The 16,898-nt window shown below is 49.3% G+C and carries 17 protein-coding genes and 1 tRNA gene; 10 read left to right on the top strand and 8 right to left on the bottom strand.

The window, feature by feature from the left end; all coding sequences use genetic code 11:
• Nucleotides 1-42: 42 nt before the first annotated feature.
• Together ACEPSU_RS06090 and ACEPSU_RS06085 are read right to left on the bottom strand one after the other, a co-directional pair.
• Nucleotides 43-1,212 (bottom strand): hydroxymethylglutaryl-CoA synthase, encoded by a 1,170-nt coding sequence (locus tag ACEPSU_RS06090; RefSeq protein ID WP_395323094.1) that lies wholly within the window; start codon nt 1,210-1,212, stop codon nt 43-45.
• A gap of 340 nt (nt 1,213-1,552) precedes the next feature.
• Complete coding sequence (locus ACEPSU_RS06085) at nt 1,553-2,434, bottom strand: PPK2 family polyphosphate kinase (RefSeq protein ID WP_395323093.1); 882 nt, start codon at nt 2,432-2,434, stop codon at nt 1,553-1,555.
• A 164-nt stretch (nt 2,435-2,598) separates the two neighbouring features.
• Here ACEPSU_RS06085 and ACEPSU_RS06080 point away from each other — a divergent pair, with 164 nt between their 5' ends.
• The 7 genes from ACEPSU_RS06080 to ACEPSU_RS06050 all read left to right on the top strand — a co-directional run bounded on the left by ACEPSU_RS06080 (nt 2,599) and on the right by ACEPSU_RS06050 (nt 7,255).
• Complete coding sequence (locus ACEPSU_RS06080; RefSeq protein ID WP_020088612.1) at nt 2,599-3,261, top strand: histidine phosphatase family protein; 663 nt, start codon at nt 2,599-2,601, stop codon at nt 3,259-3,261.
• 23 nt (nt 3,262-3,284) lie between these two features.
• The gene (locus tag ACEPSU_RS06075) at nt 3,285-3,470 is read left to right on the top strand and encodes a PspC domain-containing protein (RefSeq protein WP_020088613.1); all 186 of its coding nucleotides are present in this window, start codon (nt 3,285-3,287) and stop codon (nt 3,468-3,470) included.
• A 182-nt stretch (nt 3,471-3,652) separates the two neighbouring features.
• The gene (gene ndk / locus ACEPSU_RS06070) at nt 3,653-4,129 is read left to right on the top strand and encodes a nucleoside-diphosphate kinase (RefSeq protein ID WP_260338950.1); all 477 of its coding nucleotides are present in this window, start codon (nt 3,653-3,655) and stop codon (nt 4,127-4,129) included.
• Between the two features lie 284 nt (nt 4,130-4,413).
• Nucleotides 4,414-4,812: a TIR domain-containing protein gene (locus tag ACEPSU_RS06065; protein WP_395323092.1), complete on the top strand. Its 399-nt coding sequence runs from the start codon at nt 4,414-4,416 to the stop codon at nt 4,810-4,812.
• A 52-nt stretch (nt 4,813-4,864) separates the two neighbouring features.
• Nucleotides 4,865-4,952 (top strand) — tRNA-Ser (locus ACEPSU_RS06060).
• 469 nt (nt 4,953-5,421) lie between these two features.
• Nucleotides 5,422-5,874 carry a universal stress protein gene (locus ACEPSU_RS06055; RefSeq protein ID WP_395323091.1) on the top strand — a complete coding sequence of 151 codons (453 nt, stop codon included), beginning with the start codon at nt 5,422-5,424 and terminating at the stop codon, nt 5,872-5,874.
• 199 nt (nt 5,875-6,073) lie between these two features.
• A complete protein-coding gene (locus ACEPSU_RS06050; protein WP_395323090.1) occupies nt 6,074-7,255 on the top strand; it encodes a CynX/NimT family MFS transporter in 1,182 nt (393 codons plus the stop codon).
• A gap of 157 nt (nt 7,256-7,412) precedes the next feature.
• On the opposite strand, the gene ACEPSU_RS06045 is transcribed toward ACEPSU_RS06050, so the two are convergent.
• The 4 genes from ACEPSU_RS06045 to rnz form a co-directional block, all read right to left on the bottom strand.
• Nucleotides 7,413-7,931, bottom strand: coding sequence for an adenine phosphoribosyltransferase (locus ACEPSU_RS06045; protein WP_020090270.1), 519 nt, complete (start codon nt 7,929-7,931; stop codon nt 7,413-7,415).
• Nucleotides 7,932-7,952: 21 nt separating this feature from the next.
• Complete coding sequence (recJ, locus tag ACEPSU_RS06040; protein WP_395323606.1) at nt 7,953-10,268, bottom strand: single-stranded-DNA-specific exonuclease RecJ; 2,316 nt, start codon at nt 10,266-10,268, stop codon at nt 7,953-7,955.
• A 225-nt stretch (nt 10,269-10,493) separates the two neighbouring features.
• Nucleotides 10,494-10,892, bottom strand: a complete 399-nt coding sequence (locus tag ACEPSU_RS06035; protein ID WP_020090268.1) for a lipopolysaccharide assembly LapA domain-containing protein — start codon at nt 10,890-10,892, stop codon at nt 10,494-10,496.
• The gene (gene rnz / locus ACEPSU_RS06030; RefSeq protein WP_020090267.1) at nt 10,889-11,842 is read right to left on the bottom strand and encodes a ribonuclease Z; all 954 of its coding nucleotides are present in this window, start codon (nt 11,840-11,842) and stop codon (nt 10,889-10,891) included. The genes ACEPSU_RS06035 and rnz overlap by 4 nt, the downstream gene beginning before the upstream one ends.
• A 168-nt stretch (nt 11,843-12,010) precedes the next feature.
• On the opposite strand from rnz, the gene ACEPSU_RS06025 reads away from it, so the two are divergent.
• Both ACEPSU_RS06025 and ACEPSU_RS06020 read left to right on the top strand, forming a co-directional pair.
• Nucleotides 12,011-12,286 carry a hypothetical protein gene (locus ACEPSU_RS06025; protein WP_395323088.1) on the top strand — a complete coding sequence of 92 codons (276 nt, stop codon included), beginning with the start codon at nt 12,011-12,013 and terminating at the stop codon, nt 12,284-12,286.
• 13 nt (nt 12,287-12,299) lie between these two features.
• A complete protein-coding gene (locus ACEPSU_RS06020) occupies nt 12,300-13,052 on the top strand; it encodes a hypothetical protein (RefSeq protein WP_395323087.1) in 753 nt (250 codons plus the stop codon).
• A 181-nt stretch (nt 13,053-13,233) separates the two neighbouring features.
• Here ACEPSU_RS06020 and obgE read toward each other — a convergent pair whose 3' ends face one another.
• On the bottom strand, nt 13,234-14,529 hold the full coding sequence (gene obgE, locus ACEPSU_RS06015; protein WP_395323086.1) for a GTPase ObgE: 1,296 nt from the start codon (nt 14,527-14,529) through the stop codon (nt 13,234-13,236).
• Nucleotides 14,530-14,618: 89 nt separating this feature from the next.
• Nucleotides 14,619-16,436: an excinuclease ABC subunit UvrC gene (gene uvrC / locus ACEPSU_RS06010; RefSeq protein ID WP_395323085.1), complete on the bottom strand. Its 1,818-nt coding sequence runs from the start codon at nt 16,434-16,436 to the stop codon at nt 14,619-14,621.
• A gap of 221 nt (nt 16,437-16,657) precedes the next feature.
• Here uvrC and ACEPSU_RS06005 point away from each other — a divergent pair, with 221 nt between their 5' ends.
• Nucleotides 16,658-16,846, top strand: a complete 189-nt coding sequence (locus ACEPSU_RS06005) for an SPJ_0845 family protein (RefSeq protein WP_020090262.1) — start codon at nt 16,658-16,660, stop codon at nt 16,844-16,846.
• Nucleotides 16,847-16,898: the final 52 nt, after the last annotated feature.

Below are 16,898 nucleotides of genomic sequence, written 5' to 3'. Positions count from 1 at the left end.
GAAAGGTGTGGAGCGTTTTTTTAAATTGGATCATACAAAATGCTATTGTTCGCGGTATTGACGCTGCTGGTTTCGCCGACCAGCGAGGTAGTACTGGGCGGTCTCTTCACCCACTGGCAGTTGGACATCGCGGCTGTCATTGCTCAACTGGGCGCGATAAATGTCTTCGTATTCAGCGACACTCACCCGTTTGCGCTGGGCAAGTAACGTTGTCAGGGTGGCATCATCGAATCCTTGTTGATAGTTGGGTTGGAGTATGCCACTAAAGAATTCCCCTTCGGCACCGGAACCATAACTGAAGAACCCTAGACGCGTTCCCGATGCCAACTGCCCATGCCGAAGCAGTGACAATAGACTGAGATACAGTGAGCCAGTGTAGAGATTACCCACGTTTCGGTTATCTTCCTGACTAGCCTCAAAGGCCGCTTTCAGGCTTTCCTGTTGGTCTGGTTGGGCTTCGGGCAGGATCTGGCGAAGACCCTTGCGCCCCATCTTAGTAAATGGTAAATGAAAAACAAAGGCGCTAAAGTCTGCAATGGTGCGATCGGTTTGCTGCTGATAATCAGCCCAGACTGTCTTGAAGAAGTCGAGGTAAACGTTGGTGGAGTATTTACCATCAACCAGAGCTTCGGTCCGGTAGGTTGGCCGCCAGAAATCCATCACGTCTTCGGTGTGATAACTGCTGACCCCGTCCAACGCCAGAATTTGCGGATTGGCCGTCACCAACATAGCAACCGCGCCACCACCCTGAGTCACTTCACCTGCCGTGCGCAGACCGTACCGCGCCACATCAGCCCCAATAACCAGCACTTTGGCCTGAGGATGGACTCGAACGTAATCGGCGGCTAGTTGCAAGCCAGCTGTGGCTCCGTAACAAGCCTGCTTCAATTCAATCGCTCGCGTCTGTGGTGACAATCCAAGTAGATGTGCGAGGTAGACAGCACTGGCTTTAGAGTTATCGATACCCGACTCCGTCCCAAACAGAACCATTGCCACCTCAGCCTTTAGAGCGGGCGTCAGAATCTGACTGGCGGCATTGGCAGCCATCGTCACAATGTCTTGTGTCGGCGGAATAACAGCCTGCTTCGATTGACCGATTCCAATCAAATATTTATTGGGGTCCTCTCCCCGCACAGTGGCCAATTCGGCCATATCTAGATACAAGTCTGGCGTGTAGAACCCGATTTTATCAATACCAACACTCACAGTCATCAGTTATTTCCTCCTACGTTAGGCTTTATGTATTATACAACTCTAGTGTTACATCGTTGTTCAGGGGTGTTCATGCCGTCTAGTGTGTCAAATTAGTGAACAACCCCAAACATTTCGCTAACTTTCATTGTACTACACCGTGGTCGTTCACCGATGTTCCCCAATCGAATCTCTAAAAAGTCTTAACCTATTCGACGCAAAAATACTGATATCCACGCTGAACGTTGCCTAAGTTTAGGGGCAACGTTCAGCACAAATATCAGTATTTGTATGTTACAATCTTGTGTGCTCTAGTCTACAACCATAGCCTTTACAGTGGCTTTTTGTATCTAACAATATCTTATAATTTATGATCTTTTAGCTCTTGAAGGACAGACCGCAACTTTTGCTTCGTCTCTGAACTAACTTTAGGATATTGAGGGTTCAGGGCCTGTAACCGATCAATCAAGATGTTGGACACAATCAGCCGGGCCACACCCTTGTCATCAGCTGGAATCAAATACCATGGACTCTTCTTAGTTGCCGTGTTTTCCAGCATCTTGGTATAAGCATCCTGATAATCATCCCAGAAGGCCCGTTCTTGCATATCGCTCGGGACAAATTTCCAGTTCTTGCTAGGCACTTCGATGCGTCGTTCGAACCGGTGTGTCTGTTCATCCTTGGACAGATGCAAGAAAATTTTGATGACTTCAAAGCCTTGATGTCGTAAATATTTTTCATAATTCTTCAAATCATGGTAACGATGATTCCAAAATTTATCATCAACATCCGCCACTGAATTGATGCCTGGTAAATGTTGTGTGGTCAGCATCTCTGGATGGACGTGACTGATCAAGACGTCTTCGTACTGGGAGCGGTTAAAGATCCGAATCTCTCCTCGTGAAGGCAGGGCTTGGTTAACCCGCCACAGAAAGTCATGGGCTAATTGCACGTGAGTCGGCTCCTTGAAGCTGACCACACTCGTCCCAGAGGGATTCAGCCCGCTAAAGACGTGTCGAATCAAGCCGTCTTTCCCGGCGGTATCCATCCCTTGCAGGATCACGATAACCCCGTGCTGCTTCTGAGAATATAGCCGGGACTGCAAGTCACTCAGTGTCGCCACGTTGGCGTCCAATGCACTGTTGATGACGGCCTGATCCGGCCCCTTCTCAACGTGCGTTGCCAACTGCGCTAAATCAATCGATTTCTCACCCGTATAACGATAACTGCTCTCAGTACTCATGCACATCATCTCCTAATATCTTTCACCTTAGCATGCTTGCCTAACGGATTCCAGCGAACACACACACTTTTTGCAAAAGTTGCGGCAAAATCTTCGCGTTCTATTTTCAAGCTTGATATACTGAGGATGTAAACACTTACTTGATCAACGGAGGCCTAGAAGAAATGAAGAAATTTACGGCATATTTTGTGCGTCATGGTCAAACGATGTTGAATCACTACAACAAGGTTCAGGGCTGGATTGACTCCCCCCTTACAGCTAAGGGGCGGGCCGATGCCAAGCGTGCTGGCCAACAGCTCAGTAACATCCCCCTCGCCGCTGCCTACAGCAGTGACTCTGGGCGGGCCATTGAGACGGCGCGAATCGCACTCAGGGAAAATCCAGATAACATGAACATTGTGACTTACCAGTACCCCGAATTTCGTGAACAGTGTCACGGCTACTTTGAAGGCAATGACTTAAATCAGATGTGGCAATTTGTCGGCGCTCAGGTTGGCCTGACTTCCGAATCAAAGGTGCTCGGCACCTACGGCTTGGAAAAAGCGCGGGACCTGATTCACCAAGCGGACTTGTACGGTGAAGCTGAAAGCAATGACATGTTCTGGGAACGACTCGACCGCGGCTTTAACAAGCTACGGGAAAACTCCAAAGATGGCGATCAGGTCATGGTCGTTTCACACGGAATGACGATTCGGTCAATCATCGATCGCTACGCTCCCGATTTGGATGAAGGCATTGCAACCATCAATGGGAGTATCACCAAGCTAGAAATCACCGATGATGACATTCACGTGGATTTCTTCAACAAAACTGATTTTCAATCCTAAACTAATTAGAGGAGGACTACGTCATGAAAAATATTCATCGTTCTATGAGTAACCGGGTCTTCGCCGGCGTCATCGGTGGAATTGCCGATCACTTCGACTGGAATCCCGGTATCGCCCGCCTAATTTTCTTCTTACTGGCAATCACCCCTATCTTCCCCGGAATCATCGTTTACTTGATCCTGTGGATGGTCATGGGTGACCCCGAATAATCGACCAAAAGTCCGAGTAAATTCGGGCTTTTTTCATGCTTAAAAATAAAATAATGAAAACGCTATCAAAATATTCACAATTCGATTGACGTTGCGGAAAGGTTAGTCTACAATTTGAATTAACAACTCGTTATACCCGTTATAACCTGGACGCTTTAAAAAACTCAAGGAGGTTCTCTACCATGGCAAATTCAGAAAAAACTTTAGTATTAGTTAAACCGGATGGTGTTGCGGAAGGACATATCGGAGATATTATTTCACGGCTCGAAAGAAAGCGTTACCAAATCACTGCGCTCAAGGTGGTTAACGCAACAACTGACCAATTAAAGCGGCACTACAGGGAGCAAGTCGAAAAGCCTTACTTCAAGGAAATCGAGACCTACATGCAGGAAGGTCCCCTCGTTGCGATCATCGTGACTGGGACTGACGTGGTTAAAGCTGTTCACAATTTAGCGGGTAAGACGCGGCCTAACGACGCCCAACCCGGAACGATTCGGGGCGACTTTGCCCACGAATACCCAGATGGCATCCTGAGAAACATCGTGCACACCGCTGACAGTCGGGAAAACGCGCACCATGAGATTGCAATCTGGTTCCCAGAACTTGCCGTAGCTGCTCACCAAAAAGTGACGACTAAGGAAAAAGTTGGGGCAAAGTAAGCACACTACAATTGAATGATTAATGTAAACGCTTGGTAAAATTTGCCGAGCGTTTTTTTCTTGTCCACACACCTAACGACATCCTTTTTACGAACACATCTTTTCAAGATGCTTCTCTGCTACCTATCACCAGTAACCGGTTATACTTAAATTACGACAACTAGGCAAAATCTTTACGCATGAATTAGTTCTGTTATATAGGATTCATAAGAAATAAATATATCTGTAATGGTTTTGACTTCTTAACGGACTACACTGTTGTTAATCAGAAAGGAGTTAGCCCTATGAGTGATCTATTTATCAGCTACCAGTCAGCCGATCCATTAGCCCATTCGTTTTACGAGCAACTCTGCGAGTGGGCCCAACGCGACTGGGCGTTTCCCACCATCAGTTTTCATGAACAGCACTTGTCCGCTAAGTTTACTGGGTTGCACGCTGCGGCTATCAAACGCCAGCTCAGAAAAGAAATTAAACGTTCCCACCGGCTTCTGGTCATCATCAGTCGAGAGACCTGGCAATCGGAATGGACCGATTGGGAGATTGCTACGGCCCGTCAAGAAGATAAGCAAGTTTTGGCAGCCAAGTTGGATAGTACCAATATCTCACCGCTCAGCCTGTTAGAGATTGCCCCCGCATGGATTGACCCATTTGATCCCAAAGTTTTAGCGGACGGCGTAATTTAAAAATACGCTTGCAATTATGGTCATTATTGGTAAAATATATGAGTAGTGACTTGGAGAGTTGGCAGAGTGGTAATGCAACGGACTCGAAATCCGTCGAACCGGCTAATACCGGCGCGCAGGTTCAAATCCTGTACTCTCCTTACCTAAATAACGTTTTGGGGAACTTCAAGCGTCCTTGAAGTTCCCTTTTTTCTACCGAAAATTAATCAGATCGGGCACCACCCGAAAAAGTATATTATACTAAATAATAATCATTTCATTTAGAAAGAAGAATTTTCATGTTCAAACTCATTGGTCTGATTCTCATTATCATTGCCTTAGGAATTGCCCTTTACAGTTATTTTCTTGCCAGACATAATCAATAGATTCAGGCATTCATCACTCCGTCATTTCTCTTTAGAAATGACTTTTTTTATTTTTTACCATTTTTTGCTTGCCAAGCTAATCATTTTAATGCATAATATAATTATTAACTAATCTAATCCATTAGTTAATTAATCCATTGACGTTACTCCCAGGTACTTTCATCGTCAGTGGATTAGCGTTAATCGACTAGCGTCACCACATATTGCCTGCTGCCCCCCGACCATATCGAAGGAGGTAACACCCATGTATAAACGCCTACTCGTTCCACTCGATGGCTCCAGTAACGCTAATGAAGCGCTCAAGACCGCGATTGACTTGGCTCAGGACTGGCATGCCAAACTGATTCTTCTGCAGGTCATCGACATTACCCAGTTCTCCGCGCAAGGCCTGGGTGGTGGCTACTCAGCCGTAATCAAGAGTCTCCGCGATACCAGCCAAGAAATTTTAGAAGCGGCTCGTGATCACGCTGAAAAAGCGAATCTGGAAGTCGCGATGCTGGTACGCGAAGGCGCGCCCAAACAGGTCATTGTAGAAATTGCTAACGCCGCAGATAGTCAAATCGACCTCATCGTCATGGGTAAGTCTGGGACCAACGCGTTCTCCCGCATGATCGTGGGTTCCACGACGAATTACGTGGTCCAGCACGCTGAACCCAACGTTATCGTCGTCAACGACCTACCCGAACCGCACGAGTAGCGTCGATTCAGCCTTAAGTTGTCAACTAAAGTTTGCAGAGAGGTCCTCCCCTCTCTGCTTTTTTGTGTTTCAGAAGTTTTGCACTAAAAACATTATATTTAATTTTGCTTTCATGAAAGAAATCACGCCAAGCCCCTTTTCTTCCATCCGCCGCCCGGGCTATAATGGACTGACGAACAATTCATAGGAGGCACTTACTTTGAAACAAACCCAACCTCGTTGGTTCTTGATTGGCATGATGCTGATCGCCGCCAACCTCCGTTTACCCATCACTATTATTCCACCCTTACTCCCCAGCATTGAAAAATCTCTGAATCTTCCCAGTTCGATGGCTGGACTGATTACGTCGATTCCGCTAGTGACCTTCGCTATCTTTTCACCGATCATCGTGAAATTAGCGCAACGGTGGGGCAACGAGCGCACCGTCTTTGGCCTCTTTTTGCTACTGATCATCGGGACCTACCTCCGAATCATCCCCACCTTACCGGCCCTGCTCTTCGGGACATTTCTGGTCGGCATTGGGATCGACAGTGGTAACGTTCTGGTCCCCGCTTTGATCAAGGAACATATGCCTTACAAAATTCGCCTGGGAACGAGCCTGTACACCCTATCGATGCTTCTCGTTGGGGCGATTGGAACCGCCGTTTCGGGAATTCTGATCTCTCGAACCAGTCTCGCTGCGACTCAAGCCTATCTCGGAATCATCAGCATCATCGCCATCTTTGCCTGGTTTCCAAATATTCGTGCGAAACGTCAGAAACCACTGACCGACGAGCAACGTTCCCACATTCCTCACTATCAGAGCGTCTGGCACCAGCCCCTAGGGTGGTTGATTACCTTATTCTTCGGGCTTCAGTCGCTAGTCTACTATGCAATTATTACCTGGATGCCATCGATTCTGGCCGTTCACGGCGTCTCAACCATCACGTCCAGCAATCTCCTGACACTGCTCCAAATCAGTGGCCTACCGCTCTCATTTATGGTGCCGCTTCTCTTCAACAAACGTCACGGTGTCAGCATCCTGCTGAGCATCATGACGCTAGGCTATGTCGTTGCACCGCTCACGTGGCTGATCGATACCAACTCCGTTCCCTTTCTCACTATCGTCTCGTTAGTCACTGGTCTGGGATCCGGAGTGGCCTTTAACCTCGCTATTATGTTCTTTACGGAGAAGACGACGAACCCTTACCAAACAGCCGCCATCTCGGGGATGGCCCAGTCTGCCGGTTACCTGCTGGCTGCGGTCGGCCCGATTCTCTTTGGTTACCTGCAACAGTTCAGCGGCTCCTGGATGCCGGTGATCTGGCTGCTGGTCATCTTTGCCACGGCACTGACCACCACGGGAATCATCGTCCAAAAACGCGGCATGATTAAAAATTAAACAGCTTCCACCAGCAATATTCATTTCAAAATCATTTATGATAAACTTTTCATCGTATCGGGCCTATGCAAATCTCACTAATCTATCCGACAACTTCTACCCAAACTAAAATGGCTTTACCATCCGAGATCCGGTGGTAAAGCCATTTTTCATTATCTTAGTAAGTCATCAAACTGAAGACATCGTAACCCTTCAGCTTGTCGCGACCGTGCAGTTCCTTTAATTCAATCAGGAAGGCCGTTCCAACCACGATACCACCCAGGTCTTCGACCAATTGGATGGTTGCGCCAATGGTCCCACCAGTGGCTAAGAGGTCATCGGTAACCAAGACCTTTTGGCCCGGTTTGATGGCATCCTTGTGCAGGTAAAGTGCTGACGTGCCATATTCCAAGTCGTATGAAGCCTTGACCGTTGGCCGTGGCAACTTGCCTTGCTTACGAGCTGGTGCGAAGCCAATGCCCATTTGGTACGCAACGGGACAGCCGACGATGAATCCGCGGGCTTCTGGACCCACGACCATTTCAACGCCCTTATCCTTGGCGTATGCGACAATTTCATCGGTTGCGGCGTGGAAGGCCTCACCGTCCGCCATTAATGGGGAGATGTCCCGGAACATGATGCCCTTTTCTGGGTAGTCCGGAACGGAAGCAATATATTTCGTAAAATCAGTTGCCATAAGTTAAGTAGCTCCTTTATTTTATATCAATGAGGCAAGACGCTTCGTTAACGCCGCAGCCGGACAGGCCAAGAGGTCTTGTTCCGTCTGCATCTGTTGTTGTCGAAGTTGGTAACTCGGAGCCGCTGTCAGATCCTTGTGCTCCGGGTTCGCCACACCATTCATGATGCCGTGATCGATTGCGATGAAGCCACACTCGAAGAACACCTGAATCATGAAGACTAACTGGGTTCGTGGAATTTGCAAGAAAGTTGCCAATTGTGCCAGTTGGTGCCCCACATCTACTTGTTGATGCGTTGCAACGAACTTAAATAGTTTAGCATATTGCGAGCGAGTTGGCATCCCTAATTGCGAAAGACTTTCTTTCTTATAGAGATAAGCGGTAATTTGTGTAGGTTGAAGTTGTTTTAAAACCGTCTCCAAATCAGTCGTGGCATCCGGACAATCCACAATAAACACGGCTGAATCAGCCGGTAATTTTTCGGCCACACTTCCATCATAAAGCAGTGCCGTCGCGGTTTCTGGCAGTTGGTTAGCTAACTGTCGAAACGCGTTGTTGTGGAAGAACACGTACGTTCCGGGTTGCTGGAACATCTTTTGATGCAACTGATTGGTCCGTTCAACCTTTACCGGATTATCCGCCAAGCGGAGATCCTTGACCATCACCTGTAGGGAATGCCGGCCCTGCCAGACATTATCCTCGATGGCACCCAGAACGGCCGCCGAATCCGGCTCCGCACTCAGGGCTGCCACATTCTTCCCGGCGCCAAACTGAATGGCATCGAGCTGATGATTACCCTCTTGAAGCTGAAACTTCAAGTGAGACTTGTCTTTACCAATCGCCTTGATTTGCGTCAACGTGGCCGTTTCAAAGGCAAACAACGGCTGACTATTGTCCGTACCGAACGGTGCCAACTGTGCCAGCTCCTGATAGAGCTTGGGCGTAACCGTGCCAACCCCTAACGAAGCCGCAACGGGCACTTCAGCTGGCCCACTTTCGGTCAGTTTCTGATTGGCCGCCTCCTGGTCCAAGGCATCAGCTAAGGCGCCTAACTGCTCACTAGGCACCGTTAACCCAACAGCCATGTGATGACCACCAAATGCTGTCATCAGGTCTCTATGACCGTCTAAGGCCTCAAAGAGATTAAATGCGGCCACGCTTCGACCAGACCCTTTGGCCCGACCATCTTCGTTCACGTTCAACACCAACGCTGGCTTACCCGTCGTCTCAACGACTTTGCTGGCAACAATTCCCAGAACGCCTTCGTGCCAGTCATGCCCACTAATGATCAGTGCGGCCCGGTCACGATGCTCGGCGTCCTCAGCCTGTGCCAAGGCCGCCTGACTGATCTGTTGAACCAGTTCCTGGCGTTTACGATTCTTCTCCTCGGTCTGTTGCGCCAATTCCTTAGCCCGTGCGTCATCCAGTGTCGTCAGCAGCTCGACAGCTGGACTGGCATCTTCTAGCCGGCCCAATGCATTCAACCGGGGCGCGATACCGAAGCCAATCGATTGCTCGGTCAGTTCTTCAGGCTTAATGCCTGCCCCAGCCATCAGCGCTTGCAAACCTGGTCGTTCGTCCTGCTTTAACAGCTGGAGACCAAAGTAGACCAGCACTCGATTTTCATCAACCAGTGGCACCAGATCAGCAACCGTCCCGATAGCCGCGAGATCCAAGACATCCTGTGGAATTTCCTCGCGCAACGCTTGGGCCACCTTAAAGGCCACCCCAGCACCGGATAAGCCGCCAAAGGGATACTCAGCACCGGGATACCGGGGATGAATAATGGCATAGGCAGCGGGTAGCTCTTGGGGAAGTTCGTGATGGTCCGTGACAACCACGTCCACTCCCGCCTCATTTGCCGCCGCAATCGCCTCATTACCAGCGACCCCGTTGTCCACCGTCACAATGAGTTGGGTCCCCGCTGCAATCAGCTTCTTAAAAGCTGCCACGTTAGGCCCGTAGCCGTCAGTAAACCGGTTAGGAATGTACGTATTGACCTTGGCCCCCATCTCATTGAGCGTTTCATAAAGAATCGATGTACTCGTGACTCCATCGGCATCGTAGTCCCCGTAGATCGTAATCTGCTGGTCACTCCCGATGGCATCCTCAATTCGGTCGACCCCCTTCTGCATGTCGTGTAAAAGGCTGGGATCATGCAGTTGTTCTGGCCCGGGATTCAAGAAGGCGTGTGCAGTGTCCGGCGTCTGATAGCCCCGATTCCACAAAATCTGAGCAACAATCGGCGAAATCTCTGCAGTCTTCGCTAGCGCCTGTGCCTCCGCGGAGGGCTGGTCAACATTCTTAATGTTCCATTGGTATTGTGCGGCAATCACCAGCAAATCATCCTTTCTAAACGTTAGAAAAGCGGTGTCACTGGCACCGCTCCTCGCTATCGGTTCTTGTTATTTTTCAGCTAAGCTAAAAGTTGTCGCCTACGGTTGCCAATGATTCCACCTGCTGTGGGGACCACCTGCAGCCAAAGACCTGGCTTTCTTCGGCTAAGATAACTTTTAAGCTTGAAATTAACCAACTGGTACGGTCATTTCACTTAAATGTAGCTAGTCTTTAGACTCTCCAGCTAATCTTGCCTTTAATTCAGCATTTTCTTTCTCTAAATCTTGTAACTGCTTCTCCTGTTGCCCAGTGATCTGCTTACTCTTGGAGTTTTGCAGCCGCTTGGTCAGGCGGTCATTGTCCTTGGTCAGTGCGTCAATGCGTTCATTACTGCTCTGCTCCAAGTCCTTGTATGCTCGGTTGTGTTGGAAGACGGTGATGGTTGAAAAGAGAATCATCAAGACAGCGCCGATCAAAATCGACACCAACAGAATCAAAATCAATGGCCAATGAACCGTTGTGAATCCAAAAGAAACCGGGACACTTTCTACGTTTAGAATGGCAAAAATTGCCACCACGATAACTAGTAAGATTGTTAGAACGATTCGCCACTGATTTTTCATTTCTGAGCACCCTCCGCAGTTATTTTTTGAAATGGCACATTGTATTCATCAAAGTCCTTGACGACCCGTGTGTTCTTAAAGACCTCACGTGCCTGTTGCTGTAGCTCTAACGCCATCTTACCCGTGTAACGCGCTGAGATATGGTTGAGCAGCAACATCTTCACATTGGTCCGTTTAGCCAGCTCAGCCGCTTGAATATTGGTTGAGTGATAGTAGGCCCGTGCCAGCTTGCTTTCACCCTTGGCAAACGTACTCTCATGCACCAAGACATCGGCGTCTTGTGTCAGACGAGCGGCGTTACGGGTCTGCCGGGTGTCACCCAAGAGGGCAACGATACGGCCAGGTTGACTTGGTCCCAGGAAGTCCGCCCCGCTCACGGTACGCCCGTCAGGAAGTGTGACCGTCTTGCCAGCCTTCAATTCACCGTAAACTGGTCCAGAAGGAATCTGAGCTTCTCGTAGCTTGTCGACCATCAATTCTCCCGGATGATCCTTTTCAACGACCCGGTAGCCAAAACATTCGATGCGGTGATCAAGGTGCTGGGCGTAAACTCGAAACTTATCATCTTCGAAAATCATGCCGTCCGCGGATAATTCGCGGTAGTGAATCTTATAGGACAACTTGGTCTCGGAGACGCGCATACTGACTTCCACAAAATCCCGAATTCCTTTGGGTCCGTAGATAGTCAGTGGTTCATTGCCGCCCTGAAACGACCGGCTACTCAAGAGACCTGGTAGCCCAAAAATATGGTCACCATGCAGGTGGGTAATAAAAATCTTATCGATCTTCCGCGGCTTTAACGTGGTCCGCAGAATCTGGTGCTGGGTGGCTTCACCCACGTCGAACAGCCACACTGAATTGCGCTCATCGAGTAAGCGCAACGCCGTACTGGTCACATTCCGAAACTTTCCGGGTGACCCGGCGCCCGTCCCTAAAAATTGAATTTCCATATTTTTTCGTTCCTATTCTATAATTAAAGTCCGTCCACTATTTTAGGGGATTTTGGGTAAAATCGCAACTCTCAAAACCGGCCATTCCCAGTGAAGGGGATTATTGCTAGGGTTCTTTCCTAAAATTCGGTATAATCGAGGTAAGCTTGTGATTGGGGGCAACAGAACATGCGGCTCATTGACTTTAACCTGTCGACCATCGACCTGCATCCCGCCCTGCGTCTGTACTGGGAGCACGACGGTCAGCAAGTACCAGTGGTCGATCTACAAACCAAGCCCCATCAGCTTCATCTCATCACGGGGACCGGCCGACCACTAACGCTGGACCAACTAAGGACCCGCACGCAACAGGTCGACCCCCAGGCCAGCCTATTCATCGCGCAGGAATCACCTCAACGCCTCTACGGCTACCGCCTGGTGCCCCATCAAATCTTATTCGGTTGAAAGGAGTTTTACCATGCGTTTCATCAAAGCATCATTGCTGCTCAGCCTCGGGCTGCTCACTCTAGGACTCGCTGGTTGCCAATCCAGCGGCCAAAAGAGCACCGCCAGCTTCAAGGATAGCAGTAGCCAATCCAGTAGTTACAGTGCCAAGGAACCGGATGCTGCGGTAACGTCATCCGCCACTTCGCATAAAGAAGAGGCGCAGACGTATCACCCGCAGGCCAAGTTGACCAAGAGTACACGCTACAAGAAGTCGGGCAACCTCAAGAAGGCTGGTCAGTACACCTTCGACAAGGTCGGAACCCAGCTGACGTTGAGCACCATCAAGCATCCCCAAACGACCATTAAATCTGGCAATTTAACGTACAAGGTCACGACCGTTCGGGTCATTAAGAACACCGCTAAGACGGCTGCGGCCAAACGCATGGCGGCTCAGGCCCTAAATTTGGCACAGATCAAGAGTCCCTACTACACGCTACAGGTTAAGTTTACCATTTATAACCGGGGGAAGCAGGCCGTAACCACCGATGGCATTCAAAGTATCCGGCTCAGCGGCAACCGTCAGTTAAATGCGGCCAATCAACTGAGCGATGCCAGCGCTGGAAAGACCATTCCAGCCAAAGGCAAGCTCGCCACATTTGCCACCGGCCTTGCCAGTGAAAAGACTAACCCCAATCTGAAGACCGTTAAGATTAAGTTTGCCGGCGCCTTTGCTGACAAAAAGCAAGTGGTCAAGCCCACGACTTGGTTAAAATTAACATTGTAAGTTAACACCCACTAAGGGCAAGCAATTGGCAATTATTCTCATAAGGTTCAAAATTAAAGCGTGGTCAATCAGGATTCAAGTCTTGATTGACCACGCTTTTTTGGCGCTAAACTATTGAGTCGGCTATTGCCCCTGCAGACCAATCAGACTAAGTCCAATCGGTCCCACTGGCAACACCCATTTAAGCCATATATTCGAAGGTGAAGTCGTCGATCTTGACCAGGTCACCGTTCTTGGCACCATGATCTCGCAGACCATTGTCGACACCCATTCCCCGCATTTGACGGGTAAAGCGTAACAGGCTTTCGTCATGGTTGATATCGGTCATCCGGAAAAGCTTCAGCAGCTTATCACCGGTCAGAATCCAAGTGCCATCGGCGTCCTGCGTGATTTCAAATTCCGCTTCAGGCTTGAAGTCGTATTCGGCCTTTTCGACCACTTCTTCTTGCTTGACTGGGAACTTCGGCGTTGCGGCCAGGATGTCAGCCGTCCGTTGTAGCAACGGTGTTAACCCATCGTGCGTCAGTGCAGACACTGCATAGACTTCCGGTGCCTGAGCCAACAACTCGTCTTGCTTCAAGTCTTCCTTGAACTTGGCCAGATTGTCAGCGGAGTCCGGCATATCCATCTTATTGGCAACCACGATCTGTGGCCGCTTCAAAATGTCGGGATCGTACGTCTTGAGTTCTTCATTAATCTTTTCAAAGTCTTCATAAGGGTCACGACCTTCGAGACCACTCATGTCGATCAGATGCAGGATAACCCGCGTCCGTTCAACGTGCCGTAAGAATTGGAAACCTAAGCCAACCCCATTAGCGGCCCCTTCGATCAGACCAGGTAAATCAGCCATTACAAAGTCACGGCCATCAGGTAACCGCACCATCCCCAGGTTAGGGACCAACGTCGTAAAGTGATATTCCGCAATCTTTGGCTTGGCACTCGTGACCGTCGACAACAGCGTTGACTTCCCAACGGATGGGAATCCAACCAAGCCGACATCAGCGAGAACCTTTAATTCCAAGCGAATTTCAAATTCCTGCCCAGGTTCCCCATTTTCGGCGATTTCTGGTGCGGGATTTTTAGGTGAGGCAAAGTGAATATTGCCCCGACCACCACGGCCACCCTTGGCCACGATGGCGGAATCGTCATTAGCCACTAAGTCAGCGATGACGGCACCCGTTTCGTTATTATAAATCGTTGTTCCTTGGGGGACACTAATGATCGTGTCCGTGGCACCGCGGCCAGTCATGGACTTGATGGCACCGTTGCCTCCATTTTTAGCCTTGAACTTCCGTTGGTACCGGAAGTCCATCAGCGTCCGTAAGCCTTCGTCAACGGTGAACACGATGTTACCACCGCGTCCACCATCACCACCGGCTGGTCCACCATTGGGCACAAATTTTTCCCGACGGAAGGCAACCATCCCGTCGCCACCCTTACCGGCTTTGACGTCAATTTTAACTTGATCTACAAACATAATTATTATTCCTCGTTTTCTAAACCAGCGCGTGCTGCTTTCTTCGTAAAGTATCCTGCTAGCCAGTATACCGGCAAACGGCCGTCACGTCAAAGTTTCGTTGGCGTTCGCGGATTTTTTATTTCAGCCGTCTCAGCCTGCAGGGTCAACCGAATCGTCTGCGCAACGGTTTTACTAACGCCTAATTCCCGCAGATCATCCACACTAGCCTCACCAATTTTCTTGGTCGAGCCAAATTTCCGCAACAATTTATTCCGCGTCTTGGGCCCCACCCCAGGGATTCGGTCAAGCCGTGAACTCAGTGAATTCTTGCTGTGAACCTGTCGGTGGAAAGTAATGGCGAACCGGTGCACCTCGTCTTGAATCCGCTGAACAAGGTAGAAGCCTTGACTCTTAGGATCCAAATGGATGTGATGATCATCGGGACCGAACAGTAGATCAGCCGTCTTATGGTGATCGTTCTTGACCATTCCGGCAACTGGAATGTGGAGGTCAAATTCATCCGACAGAACTTCCTTGACCGCATTCATCTGAATGTCGCCCCCATCCATTAAGATCAGGTCCGGCATCTGTGCGTGTTCCTTGAGTAACCGCCCATAACGCCGCCGAATCACTTCCAAAGTGCTAGCCGTTTCATCGGCGTGATCGACCGTTCGTAATTTATATTTTCGGTACAACTTCTTATTGGGTTGACCATCAACGAAGACCACCATTGCCGAAACTAAATCGGCCCCTTGAATGTGGGAGTGGTCAAACGCTTCAATCTTGTGTCCAGGCGCAATGCCCAGAGCATCGGTGATTTCCTTCATGGCCCCAGTTGTCTTGCCTTCATCGAGCTCTAACAGCCGAAACTTCTCTTCTAAGACCAGTCGCGAATTCTTAGCAGCCATGTCCAACAGATCACGTTTAGTGCCCCGCTGCGGCGTTCTGACGGGCACGTGGAGGACTTCCTCAATACTGGCAGCATCAATACTAGCCGGCACCAGGATCTCACGTGGCAACACCGTATTCTTTCGCTGATAGAACTGGACGATAAAGCTGGCCAGTTCTTCCTCAGCCGTGCTGACGATTGGAAAGAGCCGTTTCTCCCGCTTCATCAAGCGCGCTTGGCGAATGAAGAAGACTTGAATCGACAACCACCCCTTATCCAAATAGAAGTTGAAGATGTCCCGTGGCGTACTGTCATTAGAAATAATCTTCTGCTTTTCCACGGTGGCTTCGATGTAACGAATCTGATCACGCAGATCGGCTGCCCGTTCATAAGCCATGTCAGCGGCCGCCGCCGTCATTCGGTCGGATAATTCCTTTTCGGCGTGACCAACGTTTCCATTTAAGAAGGATTTGATCTTCTTGATCTGTTCGTCGTAATCGGCTTGGGGAACCTCCTTGAAGCAAGCACCGAGACACTGTCCCATGTGATAGTACAGACACGGCCGCCCCTGATAACCGGTACACCGCCGTAGCGGATAGACCTTCTGCAGGAAGTGAATAGTTTCCTCAGCCGCGTAAACATTAGGGTACGGCCCAAAATAATAGGCCCCATCCTTTTTGATATCGCTGACCAGTAGCAATTGCGGATCGCGTTCGTTAGTGATCTTGATGTACGGGTACCCGGTGCCCCGCTTCAGCTTAATGTTGAAGTACGGCTGATGCTTTTGAATCAGCGTGATTTCTAGGAGGAAAGCCTCCTTGTCGGTCGAGGTGATAATCGTTTCAAAATCCACGATTTCACTGACCAACTGTGCCGTCTTCCCGGTGTGGCTACTCTTAAAGTACGACCGCACCCGGTTCTTCAGGTTCTTTGCCTTCCCCACGTAGATAATCTGGCTGTTGATGTTCTTCATCAAATAACAGCCGGGAAGGCCCGGCAATAACGCCAGTTTGTGTTCCAAATATTCCGATGCCAAGGGCCTAACCTCCCGTTCATTTCTCGAATTAGCTTGTCAAGTATAAGCCGAATACGTGTTTGGTGCAAGCAATTCACCCCAGCCACAGCGCCGATTCCCGGATTATTTTTATCGGCCATAAATCAGTCTAATTTCTTCGGTTTTTGCCAAGCCTCACCCTGATAAATGACAAATCTCAGGAATTCTGCTATGATACTGCTAAAGACAAGGAGGTGGCTTGAATGGCTCTTAAAGTAAAACGCCAGGATGACCTTGACTCCATGTTCGGTAAATTTGCTGAGATGGACCCCACGGACGTGAAACGCGACAAGTTTTTGAAGCGTGACGATGCCCACAAGGATAACAAGCGCGCTAAAGGCTTGATCAACGCCGATAAATCAAAACACGAACAGGATCACAGTCAAGACTAACGTCGAAAGTTAAAGGACTCACGGAGAATTCCGTGGGTCCTTTTATTTTAGA

It is taken from the genome of Levilactobacillus parabrevis, assembly GCF_044051715.1.
Classification (GTDB): domain Bacteria; phylum Bacillota; class Bacilli; order Lactobacillales; family Lactobacillaceae; genus Levilactobacillus; species Levilactobacillus parabrevis.
The sequence above is the reverse complement of the archived record's forward strand: the minus strand, read 5'-3'. Positions and strand labels throughout refer to the sequence as shown.